Origin of the sequence: Leisingera sp. ANG-S5 (assembly GCF_000813925.1) — a bacterium.
Lineage (GTDB): Bacteria > Pseudomonadota > Alphaproteobacteria > Rhodobacterales > Rhodobacteraceae > Leisingera.
On the sequence record NZ_JWLH01000009.1, the window covers coordinates 51,662 to 67,726 of the forward strand.

At 65.3% G+C, this 16,065-nt stretch carries 16 protein-coding genes; 2 read left to right on the top strand and 14 right to left on the bottom strand.

The window, feature by feature from the left end; genetic code table 11:
• Positions 1–62: 62 nt before the first annotated feature.
• The 13 genes from RA25_RS14085 to RA25_RS14135 form a co-directional block, all read right to left on the bottom strand.
• Entirely contained in the window at positions 63–1,142 is a 1,080-nt protein-coding gene (locus RA25_RS14085) for a DUF1513 domain-containing protein (RefSeq protein WP_039173319.1), read from the bottom strand.
• 15 nt (positions 1,143–1,157) lie between these two features.
• Positions 1,158–2,153: an imelysin family protein gene (locus RA25_RS14090; RefSeq protein ID WP_039173321.1), complete on the bottom strand. Its 996-nt coding sequence runs from the start codon at positions 2,151–2,153 to the stop codon at positions 1,158–1,160.
• A complete protein-coding gene (locus RA25_RS14095; protein WP_039173323.1) occupies positions 2,153–3,682 on the bottom strand; it encodes a di-heme oxidoreductase family protein in 1,530 nt (509 codons plus the stop codon). The genes RA25_RS14090 and RA25_RS14095 overlap by 1 nt, the downstream gene beginning before the upstream one ends.
• Positions 3,672–4,160 (bottom strand): bacterioferritin, encoded by a 489-nt coding sequence (bfr, locus tag RA25_RS14100; protein WP_019297508.1) that lies wholly within the window; start codon positions 4,158–4,160, stop codon positions 3,672–3,674. Before bfr ends, RA25_RS14095 begins: the two co-directional genes overlap by 11 nt.
• Positions 4,108–4,401: a (2Fe-2S)-binding protein gene (locus RA25_RS22450; RefSeq protein ID WP_082015741.1), complete on the bottom strand. Its 294-nt coding sequence runs from the start codon at positions 4,399–4,401 to the stop codon at positions 4,108–4,110. Before RA25_RS22450 ends, bfr begins: the two co-directional genes overlap by 53 nt.
• A gap of 193 nt (positions 4,402–4,594) precedes the next feature.
• A complete protein-coding gene (locus RA25_RS14105; RefSeq protein WP_039173325.1) occupies positions 4,595–5,863 on the bottom strand; it encodes an imelysin family protein in 1,269 nt (422 codons plus the stop codon).
• A gap of 28 nt (positions 5,864–5,891) precedes the next feature.
• Positions 5,892–6,368 (bottom strand): hypothetical protein, encoded by a 477-nt coding sequence (locus RA25_RS14110; protein WP_019297510.1) that lies wholly within the window; start codon positions 6,366–6,368, stop codon positions 5,892–5,894.
• A complete protein-coding gene (gene hemP / locus RA25_RS22455; protein WP_019297511.1) occupies positions 6,365–6,535 on the bottom strand; it encodes a hemin uptake protein HemP in 171 nt (56 codons plus the stop codon). Before hemP ends, RA25_RS14110 begins: the two co-directional genes overlap by 4 nt.
• A gap of 368 nt (positions 6,536–6,903) precedes the next feature.
• Complete coding sequence (gene metG / locus RA25_RS14115; RefSeq protein ID WP_082023079.1) at positions 6,904–8,622, bottom strand: methionine--tRNA ligase; 1,719 nt, start codon at positions 8,620–8,622, stop codon at positions 6,904–6,906.
• Between the two features lie 258 nt (positions 8,623–8,880).
• Positions 8,881–10,107 carry an MFS transporter gene (locus tag RA25_RS14120; RefSeq protein WP_019297513.1) on the bottom strand — a complete coding sequence of 409 codons (1,227 nt, stop codon included), beginning with the start codon at positions 10,105–10,107 and terminating at the stop codon, positions 8,881–8,883.
• Positions 10,108–10,210: 103 nt separating this feature from the next.
• Positions 10,211–10,816 carry a YceI family protein gene (locus RA25_RS14125; protein ID WP_342586134.1) on the bottom strand — a complete coding sequence of 202 codons (606 nt, stop codon included), beginning with the start codon at positions 10,814–10,816 and terminating at the stop codon, positions 10,211–10,213.
• A 192-nt stretch (positions 10,817–11,008) separates the two neighbouring features.
• On the bottom strand, positions 11,009–11,767 hold the full coding sequence (locus RA25_RS14130) for an ImuA family protein (protein ID WP_241477419.1): 759 nt from the start codon (positions 11,765–11,767) through the stop codon (positions 11,009–11,011).
• 94 nt (positions 11,768–11,861) lie between these two features.
• A complete protein-coding gene (locus RA25_RS14135; protein ID WP_019294924.1) occupies positions 11,862–12,263 on the bottom strand; it encodes a rhodanese-like domain-containing protein in 402 nt (133 codons plus the stop codon).
• Between the two features lie 122 nt (positions 12,264–12,385).
• On the opposite strand from RA25_RS14135, the gene RA25_RS14140 reads away from it, so the two are divergent.
• Positions 12,386–13,429 carry an aldo/keto reductase gene (locus RA25_RS14140; RefSeq protein WP_039173329.1) on the top strand — a complete coding sequence of 348 codons (1,044 nt, stop codon included), beginning with the start codon at positions 12,386–12,388 and terminating at the stop codon, positions 13,427–13,429.
• 216 nt (positions 13,430–13,645) lie between these two features.
• On the opposite strand, the gene RA25_RS14145 is transcribed toward RA25_RS14140, so the two are convergent.
• On the bottom strand, positions 13,646–14,629 hold the full coding sequence (locus RA25_RS14145; RefSeq protein WP_039173331.1) for a GlxA family transcriptional regulator: 984 nt from the start codon (positions 14,627–14,629) through the stop codon (positions 13,646–13,648).
• A gap of 133 nt (positions 14,630–14,762) precedes the next feature.
• On the opposite strand from RA25_RS14145, the gene RA25_RS14150 reads away from it, so the two are divergent.
• Positions 14,763–15,680 (top strand): 3-keto-5-aminohexanoate cleavage protein, encoded by a 918-nt coding sequence (locus tag RA25_RS14150; RefSeq protein ID WP_039173335.1) that lies wholly within the window; start codon positions 14,763–14,765, stop codon positions 15,678–15,680.
• Positions 15,681–16,065 lie beyond the last annotated feature (385 nt).

The window sequence follows — 16,065 nt, forward strand, 5'->3', positions numbered from 1 at the left end:
GGTTTGAAAACGAAAAGGCGCGCCGTGGCGGGCGCGCCTGTGAAGCACCGGGAAACCTTGCTTCAGATCAGCGGGATCAGGTGGTTGTCCCAGGCCAATTCCGCGTGGTGCACCTCATCCCGGCCGCTATCCGAAACCGCATAGAACTGGCCAGTGCCGGTGCTGGCCGTAAAGCCTTCGGCGGAGGCGGCCAGACCGCAGACATCTGCCATTCTGTGTTCTGCCAGCAGCGCGCCGCTCACTGTGTCCATCACTTGCAGCACCCCGCCCCGCGGCGAGGTGACGCCGATCCGGCTGCCGTCGGCGCAGAAGGCGATGGAGCCGCCGTAGCCCCACATGTTCAGCACCCGCGCGTCATCCTCGGCAAGCAGTCGCGGCACGCCGCCGGGGGTGTGCAGGCCGGCAGTGGGGACTTGTTCACCCAGATCGCCCTGCCATTGCATGGCGAAACCAACGGTGCCGTCCGCCCGCACTGACAGATGGCGGATTGAATTGAGACGCAGCTCTGGCGGCAGTTCCATCTGTTCCTGCACTTCGCCGTCCAGGCTCAGGTAGCTGAGGTTGGGGCGCATGTCAGGCAGGTTCAGCTTGGCGCGGCCGCTGTCGGGGTGGGTTTCGATGCCGCCGTTTGCCACCACCAGTCCGGGCGCATCGCGGCGCAAGGCCATGTCATGCGGGCCAATGCCGCCGGAGGAGAACGCGGCAATGCGGCGGTAGCCGTCTGCAGCATCCCAGACGCCGATCACGCCGCGGGCGTTCTCATAGTCGTTTTCAGTGGTGAGCAGGCGGCTGCCGTCCGGGGAAAACACCCCATGGCCGTAGAAATGATGCCCAGCGGGCGGCTCCAGCCGGGCCAGCGCGGCACCGGTGCGGCAGTCAATCACATCGGCAAAGCGGCCCGGGCGGCGGGCAAAGGCAACGGCTTCCGGCCGCACGGGATGCGCGGCAGCTGCATGGCCGCGGTCCGGCAGTGGGTGGCGGAACAGGATCTGTCCTGTCCCGGTAAGGCCCGCCAGCAGGAAGGCGCCGCTGGCGTCCTTGCCCGCCGACAGGAAGGCCGGGCTGCCGGCGCTGGCCCAACTGGCCTGCGGTGTGAGGGCGGAGGCCATCAGGCCTGCCAGAAATCCGCGGCGGGAGGTCATGCGGGGTCCTTTCCGTCAGTCGCCGTCGAGCGCGTTGAATCCTGCCGCGACGCCCAGCGACGGGCCAAGGCGTTCAGAAACAAACGCGCGGAGGTCTTTCACTTGCTGGCGCAGCGCCTCGATCCGGATGCGGACGGTTGGGTCGGCAACTCCGGCAAAGACCGGATCATCCAGCGCTTCGGCGCGGCTGCGGACCTTGCCGAAACCCTGTGCGAGGTCCGCCTTCAACCCGGCCTCATCCCGTGCCAGAGCCAGCGCCAGCGGCTCCATCGCGTTCAGCGACACCAGAACATGGCGCAGGCTGCGCCCGGAGCGGTGGGCCTCGGCGCGGTTGGGGCGGGGCTTGTCAAAGCTGCCCAGCGGGCGGCCCAGCCGCATGTCGTCCAGCACCTGCAAACCGGTTGTCAGCGCCTTCAGCAGCTCCTGGGTGATTTCATCCTCGCTGCGGTAGCGGCTGGCCGGTGCGCGCATTTCGCCTGCGTAGTTTTCTGCCCAGTCTCGGCTGATGGCCTGCGCAGTGGCGGCAATGTCCGTGCTGATGGCGCGGGTCAGGGTGCAGCGGTAGTCCGCGCTGCCGGCGGAGGAGAGGTCCGGGTCATACAGGAGGTATTCCAGCGCATAGAAACCGCGGGCAGCGATGGAATAGCTGGCGAATGCGGCCGGGGCGGTGATGCCGTCATCTTCGCTGCGGATCAGACCGGCCAGCGCTTTGGGCGTCTTACTGCGGCTGTCGGGCCAGAAGGCCAGCGCAAAGGCGCGGCTGTCCGTTTCTGTCGGCCCAAAACGGTAGTGGCTGGCGGCGATCCAGGCGTCGAAGGCCTCACTGTAGGCCGCGCGCAGGGCTTCGGATTGCGGGTTGCAGTCGGCCTTGGCTGCGTCCGCCAGCGCTGCCGTGTCCATTGCCAGCTCCTCAAACGCCGGGACGATCAGCTGATCGGTTATGCTGCTGGAAAGGTCCGAGGCGACAGCAGGCGCTGCAGCCAGGGTCAGGGCAATGGCAAGGACGCGCATCAGAGGCTCTCCAGGAAAGAAATCAGGGCGGCGCGGTCCTGCGGCGGCAGCTCCACAACGCGGGTCTTCGCGGCTTCCGCCTCGCCGCCATGCCAAAGGACGGCCTCCAGCAAGGTGCGGGCGCGGCCGTCGTGCAGGTAGGTGGCACGGGGCGAGACCTGCTGCGTGAGGCCGATCCCCCACAGCGGTGCGGTGCGCCATTCGCGCCCCGTGGCACGGCCCTCCGGGCGGTTGTCGGCCAGGCCTTCACCCATGTCGTGCAGCAAGAGGTCGGAGTACGGCCAAATCAGCTGAAAGCTCTGCTCGGGCCGGTCTTCCAGCCGGTGGGTCACGTATTTCGGCACATGGCAGGAGGCGCAGCCGCTGTTGTAGAATACCTGCTTGCCGCGCAGCACTTGCGGGTCATCGGAGTTGCGGCGGGCGGGCACGCCGAGGTTGCGGCTGTAGAAAGTGACCAGATCCATATTGGGCTGGTCAATCTCGGTTTCACGGGAATCACTGCCGCCATGCGGGGCCGTCTGGCAGGCGGTTTGCAGATCCGTGCATTCCCCCGCGTGGGCCGGGAACAACGGGGTGGAGATGCCGATGTCACCGGAAAACGCGCCTGCGGACTGCTCATGCACGGTTGGGGAACCTGCCTTCAGCCCGAAGCGGCCCAGCATGATCTGGCCGAATTCCCGCGACCAGACCAGATTGGCGCGGCCTGAGATGCCGTCGCCATCCGCATCATTTTCATCTGCGTGGGCGAGGATGTCGGTGGCAGGGATCGCCTCCAATAGGCCGAGCCCAATCATTGGCGGCGCTACGCGGGGCGACAGCATGGCGCCCTCCGCAAGCGGGCCATAGCCGAGGCTTGCGGCGGTGTAGCTGGGACGCCGCAGGGTGGTGGTCTCACCGCCGGACAGCACGACCTCAAATTCCTCATACTCCACCCGCAGCCTGTATTCCGGCGCGACGCCGGGGGCGGAAAAATCCTGCAGCTGGCGGCCATACTGCGGGTCAGGGGCGGTGCCGATGTAGTCCGTAATCTCCTGCAGCTCCGGCGGCACAGGGCCTGGGATGGAGACTCGCAGGAACATCGAAGTGGAGGCATAATCCGGCTGCTCCGGCACATGGCCGCGCCCGTCCTTCAGGTGGCAGCGCTGGCAGGACCGCGCGTTATAAAGCGGCCCGAGCCCGTCAGACGCCTTGGTGGAGGCGGGCGAGAACACCCAGATCTTCTTGAACAGACCGTTGCCGAGCTTGAATTCCAGCTCCTGTTCAAAGCTGAGGCCGGCGGAATGCTGGGAAAACGCCTCATCATCCGAACGGGCGCGCACCGTGGCCGCCCCTGCGGGCAGGTCCTCGAACGGCTCAGGCGCCGAGAAATCCGTGGCGGGCGCAACTGCACCGGCAATCCGGGCGCGTTCGGCATCGGTGCGGGGAAGGGGGGAGAGGTGCGGCTCTGCCTGGTACCGGCTGGCCAGGTCCAGCGCCGCAAGGGGCGTGGCCGCCGCAAGTGCGGCAGCCAGCGTGAAATTAGTCTTCAACCTCTGCCATCTTGGTGGCGTTGAGCTGGGCATAGTTTTCGGCACCGATCCGGTCGTGCAGTTCAAGCTGCGTTTCGAGGAAATCGATATGGCCTTCTTCGTCCGCCATCAGCTCTTCAAACAGCTTCTGGGATACATAGTCGCCCGCGGTGTTGCAGGCGTCGCGGGCTTCCTTGTAGAGCGCACGGGCGTCCACTTCGGCGGCAAGGTCGCATTCGAGGGTTTCTTTGGGCGTCTGGCCGATCCGCAGCGGGTCAAGCTTTTGCAGGTTCGGGTGGCCGCCCAGGAACAATATCCTTTCAATCAATTTGTCCGCGTGCTGCATCTCCTCGATGCTTTCCTCGCGGCTTTTCTTGGCCATGCTGCCCAGGCCCCAATCGTCCTGCAGCCGGTAATGCAGCCAGTACTGGCTGACCGCCGTCAGCTCATGCCGCAGAGCCTTGTTCAGATAGTCGATAACCTTGGCGTCGCCCTTCATTATTCTTCTCCCGAATTGATCCAGCGCGTAAATTCGCAAGCTGCGCAGGTACTTCCAGCTTACTGCTCGCATGCATGGTGTCGAGGAAAAGGGGCATGCAACCGCCGCAATCGGCGGATTTTCCCAGCGCGTGATAGATTTTTCCGGGGGTGATAATCGTTTCAGGGTCGGCGCTTCGCATCCAGTCGATGGCGGCGCGGATGTCGTGATCCGAGATCTGTGTGCAGTGGCAAACGATCATGCTGCTCGCGTCCTTGCCCGTGGCGCAAAAGGCCAAGTGATTCCGTTGGGAAAATATATCTGATAAAATTACTGGGGATTCAAGGGTTATCCAGAGTGAAACACTAGGGAATTGGCGGGTGTTTGCTGGCTGCGCATGAAGGGCCGCGGAAAATGCGGCCCTTCACGGGGGTGCTTCTGTGGCTTGAAAGCGATCAGTTGAAGACGGCGGCGGGGTTGTCCAGGCTGTCGGAGCCTTCGATGGCAACACCGTCCAGTTTGAGGGTGGAAACCACACGCTCAATGGAGCGGGTCTGGTCGATCAGCCCGTTGACGCCGCCCATCACCAGCGCTTCGCCGGCCGCATTGCCCTGCGCCAGCATCTGGTCATAGGAGAGGCCTGCCTCAGCTGCGGTCTTGATGCGGCCAAGCGCCAGCATTGTGGTGGACAGCTTGCCGCGCATCTCGGCGTCCAGATCCGCGTCCTTGGCAGCAACCAGATCGGACAGGGAGGGGCCGGACACCAGTTCGCCGTTCACTCGCACGTATTCACCCAGATAGACGTTCTGCACGCCCAGCCCGTCATAGTAGTGGCTGTTGTGGGTGTTGTCGGAGAAGCAGTCGTGCTCTTCCTCCGGGTCGTTCAGCATCAGGCCCAGGCGCATCCGCTCGCCCGCCTGCTCGCCATAAGACAGCGAGCCCATGCCGGTCAGCATTGCGGTAATGCCTGCGTCCTCATTCGCCAGCAGCGCGGTGCGGGCCTCGCCGGCCTCGCCCCATTGTGCGGCGATCCACTCCAGGTCGGAGATCAGCAGATCGGTGGCCGCCTGTAGGTATTCGCCGCGGCGGTCGCAGTTGCCGCCGGTGCAGGCGTCGCCCGTGGCATAGTCGGTCCAGGGCCGGTCGCCTGCGCCGTGTTCTGTCCCTTTCAGGTCCTGGCCCCAAAGCAGGAATTCGATGGCGTGGTAGCCGGTGGCCACGTTTGCCTCGACCCCGTCGGCTTCATGCAGGGCACCTTCCAGCAGGCCCGGGGTGATTTTGGTGGCGTCGATGGCCTGGCCCGACAACTCGAAGCTGGGGTTGGCGATCACATTCAGCGCCGCCAGGGTGTTCTCGTCGCTCGGGCCGCCATAGGAGGCATCGACATAGTCGATCAGCCCTTCATCCAGCGGCCAGGCGTTCACCTTGCCTTCCCAGTCGTCGACGATAGCATTGCCGAACCGGAACACTTCGGACTGCTGATAGGGCACGCGGGCCGCGATCCAGGCGGCGCGGGCGGTTTCCAGGTTCTCAGCCGACGGTTGCGCCACCAGTGCCTCAACGGCGGCCTTGAGCACCTGCGCTGTTGCCAGGCTGTCCTGGTATTTCGCCTCGGCGATGTTGGCGTAGTTGGTCAGCACCGCGGCTTTGTCAGCAGCAAGGGCAGCGGTGGTGCCAAGGGTGAGACCGGCGAGGGCAGTGCCCGCGAGAAAGACAGATTTCATCAGCTAAGTCCTTGGGTTTGTTCTGTGTTCAATGAAGGGTGGCAGAGGCGGGGCGGTCCGTCTGCACAGGCAGCTGCAGCCCCATGATCTGCTGCATCAGCAGCCCGCAGTCAGAGGCAAGTTTCGCCAGTTCCGGCGCCTTACGCGGTGTGACGATCAGCGAGGCGAGAACATGGGCGTCGTCCTTCTGGCCCTCCGCGGCTGAGGCGAGCAGGTTGGCAAAGCAGTTTTCATCAGCGCCCAGGCAGTTGCAGGTCATGCCGTGGCGCACCAGCGGGCGGCGGCCATGGGCGGCGCAGAAATTGCACAAGTAACCAAAGGCCTCAAAGGCAGATTCCGCCATTTCCGGGCCGAAGTTCACCTCAAAATCACGGCGCATCTGCGCGCGGGTTTCGGAACCGGAGAACCAGTGGCGCAGATAGATCACCGCGCCGGCCTCCAGCGGCGGCAACTCCGACAGGGTGCCGACGGTCACACCGCCGCGGGGATGGGAGGCGGCGCTCATTTGGTCAGGATCAGCTTGCCTGCGCGGGTGATGCGCAGCGAATAGATCTGGCCGTTCAACAGGATACGGGCCTGGGTGCCGCCGCGGGTCAGGTCCTCGGCGTGATAGGTCGGGAACACCTCGGCGGTGGCCTCAGTGGGGACAGGTTTGGAAGTAATCTGGTTCATGACGTGCGCCCATCGCTGAATTCCGCCCTGTCCAGAAGCCATTCCAGACAAAAGCCAGACAATGCGTCGGAGGGAGCAAAGACCTGCGGCCACAGCTGGCGCATGTCCTCGGACTCCGGTTCCTTAATGTCAGGGCCGCTGGGGCGGCGCGCACTGGTCGGCATGGGGGCGATCTCGGTTGATTCTATGTCACTCGGGCTCGCCCGATCCGAGTCAGGCTGGCTGGAATGCTGTATACCTGATTTATTTACTCACCTATGTCAATCCGAGTTTTTTAGTCGGAAATAAATTTTGCGCGGTGGCAAGGGGATGGCAAATAAAAAAGGCCGCCCACGGGGCGGCCTTCGTGTCAGTCAATGTCCGGTGCGTCAGGCACGGGTGCCGGAGAAACGCTCCTGCCATTCCTCGCTCTGCTCGTCGGTGATCTTGGCAAACAGCACTTCCGGCACGGTGAAGCCATGGCCTGCGGGCAGGGCGGAAAGCGCTGCCGCCACGTCTTCCGGCCAGCTGCGGTCGTCCGAGTTCAGCGCTGCCATCAGCGTGTCCGAGGCGTGCGGGATGAACGGTGCCGACAGCACCGCATAAAGCCGGATCAGATTGAGGCCCAACCGCACCTGCGCGGCGGCGCGTTCGGGGTCTTCCTTGAACACCGACCAGGGGGCGGCGGATTGCAGGTATTCATTGCCGGCAACCCAGATCGCCCGCAGTTCCTGCGCCGATTTGCGGACCTCCATCGCTTCCATGTGGCCCTCATAGGCGCGGATGCGGGTGGTCAGCTCGTCGATCAGCGCCTGCTCCTGCGCGCCGTATTCGCCGCCTTCCGGGACTTCCTCACCGAACTTGGAGCGGCAGAACTTGGTGATGCGGCTGACGAAGTTGCCCAGAACGTCCGCCAGATCCTTGTTCACCGACTGCTGGAAGTTCTCCCAGGTGAATTCGGAGTCGGAGCTTTCGGGTGCATGGCTCAGCAGCCACCAGCGCCAGTAGTCGGCGGGCAGGATCTCCAGCGCCTGGTCCATGAACACGCCGCGGCCCTGCGAGGTGGAGAATTGGCCGCCGTCATAGTTCAGGTAGTTGAAGCTCTTCAGGTGATCGACCATCTTCCACGGCTCGCCCGAGCCCAGAATGGTGGCCGGGAACGACAGGGTGTGGAAGGGCACGTTGTCCTTGCCCATGAACTGGACGTATTTGACGTCCTCGGCGCCCTTGTCGGTGCGCCACCAGCGCTGCCAGTCGGCGTCTGCAAGCCCATGCTTTTCGGCCCATTCACCAGCAGCGGCAATATATTCGATCGGCGCATCGAACCAGACATAGAAGACCTTGCCCTCCATGCCCGGCCAGTCGGCGCCGCCCTTCTTGACCGGCACACCCCAGTCCAGATCGCGGGTGATGCCGCGGTCCTGCAGGCCGTCGCCGTCATGCAGCCACTTCTTGGCGATGGAGGTGGTCAGGACCGGCCAGTCCTTCTTGGTATCGATCCAGGCATCCAGCTGATCGCGCATCGCCGACTGGCGCAGGAACAGGTGCTTGGTCTCACGCACTTCCAGGTCTGTGGAGCCGGAGATCGCGGAGCGCGGGTTGATCAGGTCGGTGGGGTCCAGCTGCTTGGTGCATTCCTCGCACTGGTCGCCGCGCGCCTTCTCGTAGCCGCAGTTGGGGCAGGTGCCCTCGATATAGCGGTCGGGCAGGAAGCGGCCATCGGCATTGGAGTAGACCTGCTTTTCACTGACTTCGGAGATCAGCCCGGCGTCCGCCAGCTTGCCTGCAAAATGCTGGGTCAGCGCATGGTTCTGCGGGCTGGAGGAGCGGCCGTAATGGTCGAACGACAGGCCGAAGCGCTGCGCGATATCCGTCTGCACCTCGTGCATTTCGGCGCAGTAGTCCGCAACCGGCTTACCTGCCTTGGCGGCAGCCAGTTCTGCCGGCGTTCCGTGTTCGTCGGTGGCGCACAGGAACATCACCTCATTCCCGCGGCCCCGGTTGTAACGGGCGTAAAGATCTGCCGGCAACTGGCTGCCCACCAGGTTGCCCAGATGCTTGATCCCGTTGATGTAGGGAAGCGCCGAAGTGATCAGAATACGTGCCATGCCATCCATCCAGGTAATGCGTCAAAGGCCCGTCTAGCGCATGGCGCGGGCGGCGGAAACCCCTGCTGTGCGACGGGCCGCGCGCAGCGGCAGGGCGGGCGGGCAATTTCGCCGCCCTCTGCGGGCCGGGCAATGTGCACGCCACTGCCGCCGCTGCAGTTCTTGGCTTTGAAAGCTGTTCGTAAACAAACCTTTAAAGGGTCAATGGTTCTGTCCGAATGTTTCGCGCGCGAAACATTCGGACAGTAAAGCTGACCTTTATTCACGCCCCTCGCGCGAGCGTTTCAGCAGGCGCCCGATGGTGAAAGATGTCCGCGGCGCATAGACATAATTGGTGCGCTCTGCGGGGCTGGCGCGGACTTTCATCCGGCTGAGGCCAAAAGCGATCAGAGCCACGTGGCCGCAGGCGACATAGGCAAACAGGGCCGCCGGGCCGAAGCTGTCGATCAGCGCCGAGGACACATAGGGCGAGGCGATGGCGCCAAGCGCGTACCAGAACATCAGCGCCGCCGACAGCTCAACCCGTTCGGCAGAGGTGGCAAAGTCGTTGGCGTGGGCGGCAGAGACCGAGAAGATCGGGAAGGTGGTGAAGCCGAAGAAGCCGGCTGCCAGCATCACACCCAAGGTGCCTGTGCCGCTGGCAGCCATGGTAATGCCGCAGCTGAGGATGGCGATGCTGGACAGCCAGATCAGCACCCAGCGGCGGTCGTATTTGTCGGCGAGCCAGCCCATTGGATACTGCGCCAGCGCGCCGCCCAGGACGAAAGAGGCAAGGAAGAAGGCGATCTGGCCGATCTCCAGCCCAACCTCCTGGCCATAGACCGGGCCGACCATCCGGAAGGAGGCGGAGCTGAGCGCCGACACGATCACGCCGGCCACCGCCAGCGGCGAGCAGCGCCATGCCAGCTTGGGCCGCAGCCGTGGAGCGTCGGGGGTTTCCGGCTGGCTGGCCTTGGTCAGCGTGAGCGGCAGCAGGGCCGCACAGCACACCACAGCCAGCAGATTATAGGAGATGTAAACCGCAGGCGGCAGCACCGCGATGATCAGCTGCGCCGCCAGCGAGGCGCTCATGTCGGCAATCCGATAGGTGCCCATGGCCCGGCCGCGGTTTTCATTGGTGACTTTGGCGTTCAGCCAGGCCTCAATCACTGTATAGGCTCCGGCCACGCAGAGGCCGGAGGCGATCCGCATCACCGCCCAGGCATAGGGATTTTCGGTCAGCGTGTGGCCCAAAAGGCCCATCGCCCCAAGCGCGGTGCAGACTGCAAAGGCGCGGGAATGGCCGACATTGCCCATCAGCCGCGGCGCCCACCAGCAGCCAATGAAGAAGCCGAAGAAATGGGCCGAGCCGAGGAGGCCGATTTGTTCCTTGGTGAAGTTGAGCGTCAGGCCCGAGATGGCATCGAGCGGGCCGACACCTCCGGTGGACAGCTGCAGCAGGATGACGGACAGGAACAGGGCGGCAAAGGAGACGATCAGGCGCATAACGCTGCGACCATGACAGGCTGGCGCTTCATTGCCAGCCGGTTTCCGCCAAAGCCATGTCGTATTTTTGCGGAGCGGTGCTTTTCCGCACCGGGCGGCGGTATCAGCCCGCGCGGCGGATGCGCGCCTTGATGGCAAGTGTGACCCGGTCGGCAACCAAATCCGCATAGCCGGTGGCGCCGTATGCGGCGCGGCTGAGCTGGCCCGACAGCTGCACGTCCAGCTCCCGCAGATCATCCGGGGCGCTGCCGGGCCGGCGGTAAAGCGCGGCCTGGAGGGTGATTGGGCGGGTGGTTCCGCGCAGGGTGAGGTCGCCGGTTATATGCGCACCGCCCGAGATCCGCCCGTCTGGGCCTAGACGGACACGGGTGGAGCGGAAGCGGATCTGCGGGTGGCGTGCGGTGTCGAGGATACCGGGGCCTTTCAGCGCCTCGGTGGCAAAGATCAGCCCGGTGCTGGCGCGGCGGGCGTCCAGGGTGATATCGGCCTGGCTGCGGGCCAGGTCTGCCGGATCAATCAGGATGCGGGCGGCGGCAACCGGAATGCGCCCGTGCTGCGGCTGGCCGCTGAGCAGGAAAGTGAACCGCACATCGGTGGCCTCTGGCACCAGCTGGTATGCCAGGGGCGCTGCACCCAGCCCCTGCGGTGCCAGCATCGCAGCGCTGAGGCAGGCAAGCAGTTTGCGCCGCTTCATTCCGTATGTGTCCAAGCCGGGTTTCCTTTGCAGGCCTTGAGCTGCAGGCAGAGTGTAGCCGGATCTGCCGGGGCGGGCTGCTCACTTTCGCGCGTGCCGTTGTGAGGCGCGGAACGGGGAGGCTCTCCCGCCAGGCAGCGGCTTTTGGCAAAGCCTTTGCCTGTTGGGCCCGGCACCGGGCAACGCCCGGTGCCGGGCCCAATGCCGCTAGGGCAGCGCTGGCGCAGCCAGCGGTGACTGCGGTTGCGGGAGTGCTCCGGAGTGTGCGGAGCGGGTGGATTGCAGGCTGGCCGCGCCGGGCGGCAGCGGGGCGGCCTGCAGCGGGCCGCCTGCGCGGGCCCGGGTGATCTGCCAGCTGCGCGGCGGCAGGGTGCGGGCGCGCAGGCGCTGCAATGCCCAGCACATGCGGCTGCCCGCCGGGCCGCTGGCGGGGCAGGGCGCATGGGCCGGCAGGCCGTGGGCCGGGGCCAGGTGCCAGCGGCTTTCGATGCCCTGGGCGCCGCCCTGGCCCGGGGTCAGCAGCAGGCCCAGCGGGGCCGGGCCGAAGCGGCCGCCGGCCTCTGCCGCCAGATGCAGCCGCCGCACCGGGGTCATGGCGGGCGGCTCTGCCAGCTCTGCCACCACCAGCGGCGCGGCGCCGCCGCGCAGGGCGTCTTCCATTGCCCAGAGCAGATCCTCTGCCCGGGCGGTTTGCACGAACAGGAACCGGGAAGGGCTGGCATACTCCGCGATCCCGTCCGGGTTCAGCGGCCTCGCGGCCTGGGCCGGGTTCAGCGGCCTGCCGGCCTGGGGCTGGGACAGCCACAGCACAGGCCCCTGGGCCGCTGCTGCCAGCCACAGCGCAAAACTGTGGCGGGCGGGGCCGCAGGCCTCATGCACGCGGGCCAGGTCCAGCGCGATCCCCTCTGTCAGGGTCAGCGCCGGGCGGGGTTTGTGGCTGCGGCGGGAAAGCAGGTGAGTCGGCATGCCGCCAGATTAACGTGTTCCACTTTTGTTCTCAATCGTCCAAACGGCCAGTGCCGCCGGGTGCCGCGCCTTGAGCCTGGCTGCGCGGCGCGCCTCAGCCCTCGCGCGGGACCACCGGGCCGCCCTGCTTGGCCCATTCGGTGAAGCCGCCTTCCAGATGCACCACCGGTTTCAGCCCCATCTCCATCGCCGCCCTGGCGCTCAGGGCAGAGCGCCAGGCGCTGGCGCAGTAGAACACATAAGTTTTGTCCTGGTTGAACACCGGCTTGTGGTAGGGGCTGTCCGGATCGATCCAGAATTCCAGCATGCCGCGCGGGCAGGAGAACGCGCCGGGGATCATGCCGCTGCGCTGCAGTTCGCGAATGTCGCGCAGGTCGATGAAAACGTAATCCTCGTCCAGCACCTTCTGCTTGGCGTCTTCGACACTCATGGTCTCGACAAGGCTGTTGGCCTCCGCCAGCAGCGCCTTGACGCCCTTGGTGATCTGTTGCGGCATCTCATCTCCCTTCCTCGGTTTGCCCGCAGGCTGGCGGGTTTGCGCCGCGGGTGCAAGCCGCTTGCACTTGCCGTCCTGCCGGTTAGGGTCGCGGGCAGATCCGCAGCAGGGGAGCGCGCAAGATGAAAATGAACCCGTTGGGCCGCACCGGCATGAAGGTGTCGGAACTGTGCCTGGGCACGATGACATTCGGCACCCAGACGCCGGAAGACGAGGCGCACGCGCAGATTGATATGGCGCTGGCGAACGGTGTGAACTTTGTCGACACCGCCGAGATGTATCCGGTGAACCCGGTCAGCGCAGAGACATTGGGCAACAGCGAGCGCATCATCGGTAACTGGAACGAAAAGACCGGACGGCGCGGCGACTACATCCTGGCGACCAAGCACTCCGGCGAGGGGATGAAACATGTGCGCGACGGGGCGCCGATTTCCTCCAAAACCATCGCGCCCACCGTGGAAGCCTCGCTGAAGCGGCTGAAGACCGATTATATCGACCTCTACCAGTTTCACTGGCCGAACCGGGGCAGCTACATGTTCCGGCAGAACTGGAGTTATGACCCCTCCGGCCAGAACCGCGAGGAGACGCTGGCCAATATGGAGGACTGCCTGGAGGCGCTGCAGCGCGAGGTGGATCGCGGCACCATCCGCGCCTTCGGCCTGTCCAACGAAAGCGCCTGGGGCACCGCGCAATGGCTGCGGATCTCTGAGGAGCGCGGCTGGCCGCGGGTGGCCTCGATCCAGAACGAGTACTCGCTGGTCTGCCGGATGTACGACACAGATCTTGCAGAGCTGAGCGTCAATGAGGACGTGGGCCTGATGGCATTTTCGCCGCTGGGTACCGGATTGCTGACCGGGAAATACCAGGACGGGGCGGTGCCGGAAGGCTCGCGCAAATCGATCAACCCGGAACTGGGCGGACGCCACAGCCCGCGGGTCTATGATGCGGTGGCGGCCTATCTGGAGATTGCGGGTCGCCACGGGCTGGATCCGGTGCATATGGCGCTGGCCTGGTGCCGGACGCGGCCCTTCATGGCCTCGGCGATCTTTGGCGCCACCCGTCTGGCGCAATTGGAGCATCTGCTGCAATCGGTGGAGCTGGAATTGAGCCAGGACGTGTTGGAGGAGATCAACGCGGCGCACCGGTTGCATCCGATGCCGTATTGATCCAAGGGGCGGAGATGCTCCCGCCCGGCCTGCGGGCATGGGCATGCCCTGGGCCGGTTGGGCCGGGCGCTGCTGGCGCAGCGCGGAAGGTTTTGCTGAGAGGCGTTCAGGGGCAGGTCTGCCCCTGAAGCGCGTTTGCAAGTGTGTTCAAGGATTGCGCGTCAAGGGTGAACGGTGCTGCGCACCGCCGCTGCGCGGCCCTTGACCCGCGTGGTGTTAGTGCGCCGTCGGGCGGGCCTGTTCCTGACGCAGGTCGCGGGCAGAGGTGCCATGTGCAGTGCGGAAGGCGCGGGCAAAGCTCGACTGCGAGGTGAAGCCGGTGGCCATAGCCACCTCCATCAGCGGCATTGCGGTGTCGGTCACCAGGCGGCGGGCCTCGGCCAGGCGCAGCTGCAGGTAGTGGTCCTGCGGCGTGGTGTTGAGCTTGAGCCGGAACTGCTGCTGCAGGCTGCGCGGGCTGGTGCCCAGGGTCTCGGCGATCTGGGCCAGCGGCAGCGGCTCATCCAGCGAGGCCTCCATCAGCGCGTTGGCCTTGGCGGTGAGCGCACTGTGGCCGCGGTTGCCCAGGCGGCTTTGCGGCCGCGGCAGGGCAGCGGGGCCGTCGAACAGGAACAGCCCGGCCACGCGGGAGGCAAAGCCTGCGCCGTGGCGGGCGCTGATGATGTGCAGCATCATCTCGATCGCGGGTGTGGCGCCGCCGGAGGTCAGGCGGGCGTCCGAGACGGTGAAGCGGTCGTTGCGGGCATCCACCTCCGGGAACCGGGCGGAGAAATTTTCCATGTCTTCCCAGTGGGTTGTGGCGGGGTGGCCGTCCAGCAGCCCGGCCTCGGCCATCAGCCACGGCCCGCCGTCGATGCCTGCGATGGTGGCGCCGGTGGCGGCGATGCGGCGCAGGCCGGCCAGCAGGCTGGGGGTGGCATGGCGCGCCAGCTGGAAGCCCGCAATGACGATCAGCAGTTCGCAGCCTTCCAGCCGGGCCAGCGGGAAGCTGGGCACGGTGAGGCCGCTGGTCAGCATCGGCGGCTCTGCGGTGGCGCTGACGTAATCCCAGTCAAAGGCGGCCCGCCCGGCCAGCCGGTTGGCGGCGCGCATCGGGTCCACTGCAGCGGCAAAGGACAGCGTGTTGCATTCATCCAGAACCAGCACCGCTGTTTTGAGCGGCCGGTTCTCGGGCTGCAGGATGTTTTTTGCGGATTTCATCAACTTCGATTCGCCTGGTGTAAACTGTGCCGTAAAAGGCTGCGGCAGAGTCGCTGTCAGCGCAAATCGGAATCTGGGGAGGAGCCTGGGGATAACCCGTGGCAAAACCCTGTACATCGAAGGGAAAAGCGAAATGCCTCTGGAAATGAACCGCGAAGTCTTCATCACCTGTGCCGTGACCGGCTCCGGCGGCACCCAGGACCGCAGCCCGCATGTGCCGCGCTCGCCCAAGCAAATTGCCGACAGCGCCATCGCCGCGGCCAAGGCTGGCGCCGCCGTGGTGCACTGCCATGTGCGCGATCCGGAGACCGGGGTGCCGAGCCGCCGGCTGGATCTCTACCGCGAGGTGACGGACCGGATCCGCGATGCCGAAGTGGATGTGGTGCTGAACCTGACCGCGGGCATGGGCGGTGACATGGTGTTTGGCGACACTGAGAACCCGCTGCCGCTGAAAGAAGCGGGCACCGACATGGTCGGGGCAACGGAGCGGGTGGCCCATGTGGCGGAGTGCCTGCCGGAGATCTGCACGCTGGACTGCGGCACCATGAACTTTGCCGAGGCCGATTACGTCATGACCAACACGCCGGGCATGCTGCGGGCGATGGGGCAAATGATGACAGACCTAGGGGTGAAGCCGGAGATCGAGGCCTTTGACACCGGCCACCTGTGGTTTGCCAAGCAGCTGGTAAAAGAGGGGATTCTGGAGCCGAACGCGCTGGTGCAACTGTGCATGGGGGTTCCGTGGGGCGCGCCGGATGATCTGAATACCTTCATGGCGATGGTCAACAACGTGCCCTCCGATTGGACATTCTCGGCCTTTGCGCTGGGCCGCAACCAGATGGCCTATGCCTCGGCCTCGGTGCTGGCGGGCGGCAATGTGCGGGTCGGGCTGGAGGACAACCTGTGGCTCGACAAGGGGGTGCTGGCGGAAAACTGGCAGCTGGTTGAGCGGGCGAATACCATTGTGTCGAACATGGGCGCGCGGGTGATCGGGCCGCAGGAGGTGCGCGAGAAGCTGGGGCTGACCAAGCGCGCGCCGGTGGCGAAGTAAGCGGATTTTCGAGGGGGTGCCACGCGTGCACCCCCCGTACACCCCCTGTGCACCGGTTAGGCACCAATACGGCGATGCGTCTCCTCCCGATTAGTCTCTCCTTCTGTTTGGTGCTTCAGGCCTGTTTGCCTGAGGCGGAGCCTGCGGGGCCGGTGCGGGATGTGCGCGAGGAAAAGATGTGCGAGGAGCAAGGCGGGAGCTACCTGTTGCAGCATCCGCATGTTTCCTACGAATGCATCCTGTCGTTTGCCGATGCGGGAAGATCCTGCACAAAGGCTTCGGACTGCCGCGGGCAATGCATGGCTGAGACCAAAACGTGTTCGGCGCGGAATCAGCTGTTTGGAATTTGGCAAGAACTGGATGACCAAGGGAACGTCATCACGGT

Excerpts from the sequence above, each read along its gene's own strand:
- RA25_RS14085 (WP_039173319.1), bottom strand. The coding sequence starts at position 1,142 with ATGACCTCCCGCCGCGGATTTCTGGCAGGCCTGATGGCCTCCGCCCTC.
- RA25_RS14090 (WP_039173321.1), bottom strand. The coding sequence starts at position 2,153 with ATGCGCGTCCTTGCCATTGCCCTGACCCTGGCTGCAGCGCCTGCTGTC.
- bfr (WP_019297508.1), bottom strand. The coding sequence starts at position 4,160 with ATGAAGGGCGACGCCAAGGTTATCGACTATCTGAACAAGGCTCTGCGG.
- RA25_RS22450 (WP_082015741.1), bottom strand. The coding sequence starts at position 4,401 with ATGATCGTTTGCCACTGCACACAGATCTCGGATCACGACATCCGCGCC.
- RA25_RS14105 (WP_039173325.1), bottom strand. The coding sequence starts at position 5,863 with ATGAAATCTGTCTTTCTCGCGGGCACTGCCCTCGCCGGTCTCACCCTT.
- RA25_RS14110 (WP_019297510.1), bottom strand. The coding sequence starts at position 6,368 with ATGAGCGCCGCCTCCCATCCCCGCGGCGGTGTGACCGTCGGCACCCTG.
- hemP (WP_019297511.1), bottom strand. The coding sequence starts at position 6,535 with ATGAACCAGATTACTTCCAAACCTGTCCCCACTGAGGCCACCGCCGAG.
- metG (WP_082023079.1), bottom strand. The coding sequence starts at position 8,622 with ATGGCACGTATTCTGATCACTTCGGCGCTTCCCTACATCAACGGGATC.
- RA25_RS14120 (WP_019297513.1), bottom strand. The coding sequence starts at position 10,107 with ATGCGCCTGATCGTCTCCTTTGCCGCCCTGTTCCTGTCCGTCATCCTG.
- RA25_RS14130 (WP_241477419.1), bottom strand. The coding sequence starts at position 11,767 with ATGCCGACTCACCTGCTTTCCCGCCGCAGCCACAAACCCCGCCCGGCG.
- RA25_RS14135 (WP_019294924.1), bottom strand. The coding sequence starts at position 12,263 with ATGCCGCAACAGATCACCAAGGGCGTCAAGGCGCTGCTGGCGGAGGCC.
- RA25_RS14140 (WP_039173329.1), top strand. The coding sequence starts at position 12,386 with ATGAAAATGAACCCGTTGGGCCGCACCGGCATGAAGGTGTCGGAACTG.
- RA25_RS14145 (WP_039173331.1), bottom strand. The coding sequence starts at position 14,629 with ATGAAATCCGCAAAAAACATCCTGCAGCCCGAGAACCGGCCGCTCAAA.
- RA25_RS14150 (WP_039173335.1), top strand. The coding sequence starts at position 14,763 with ATGCCTCTGGAAATGAACCGCGAAGTCTTCATCACCTGTGCCGTGACC.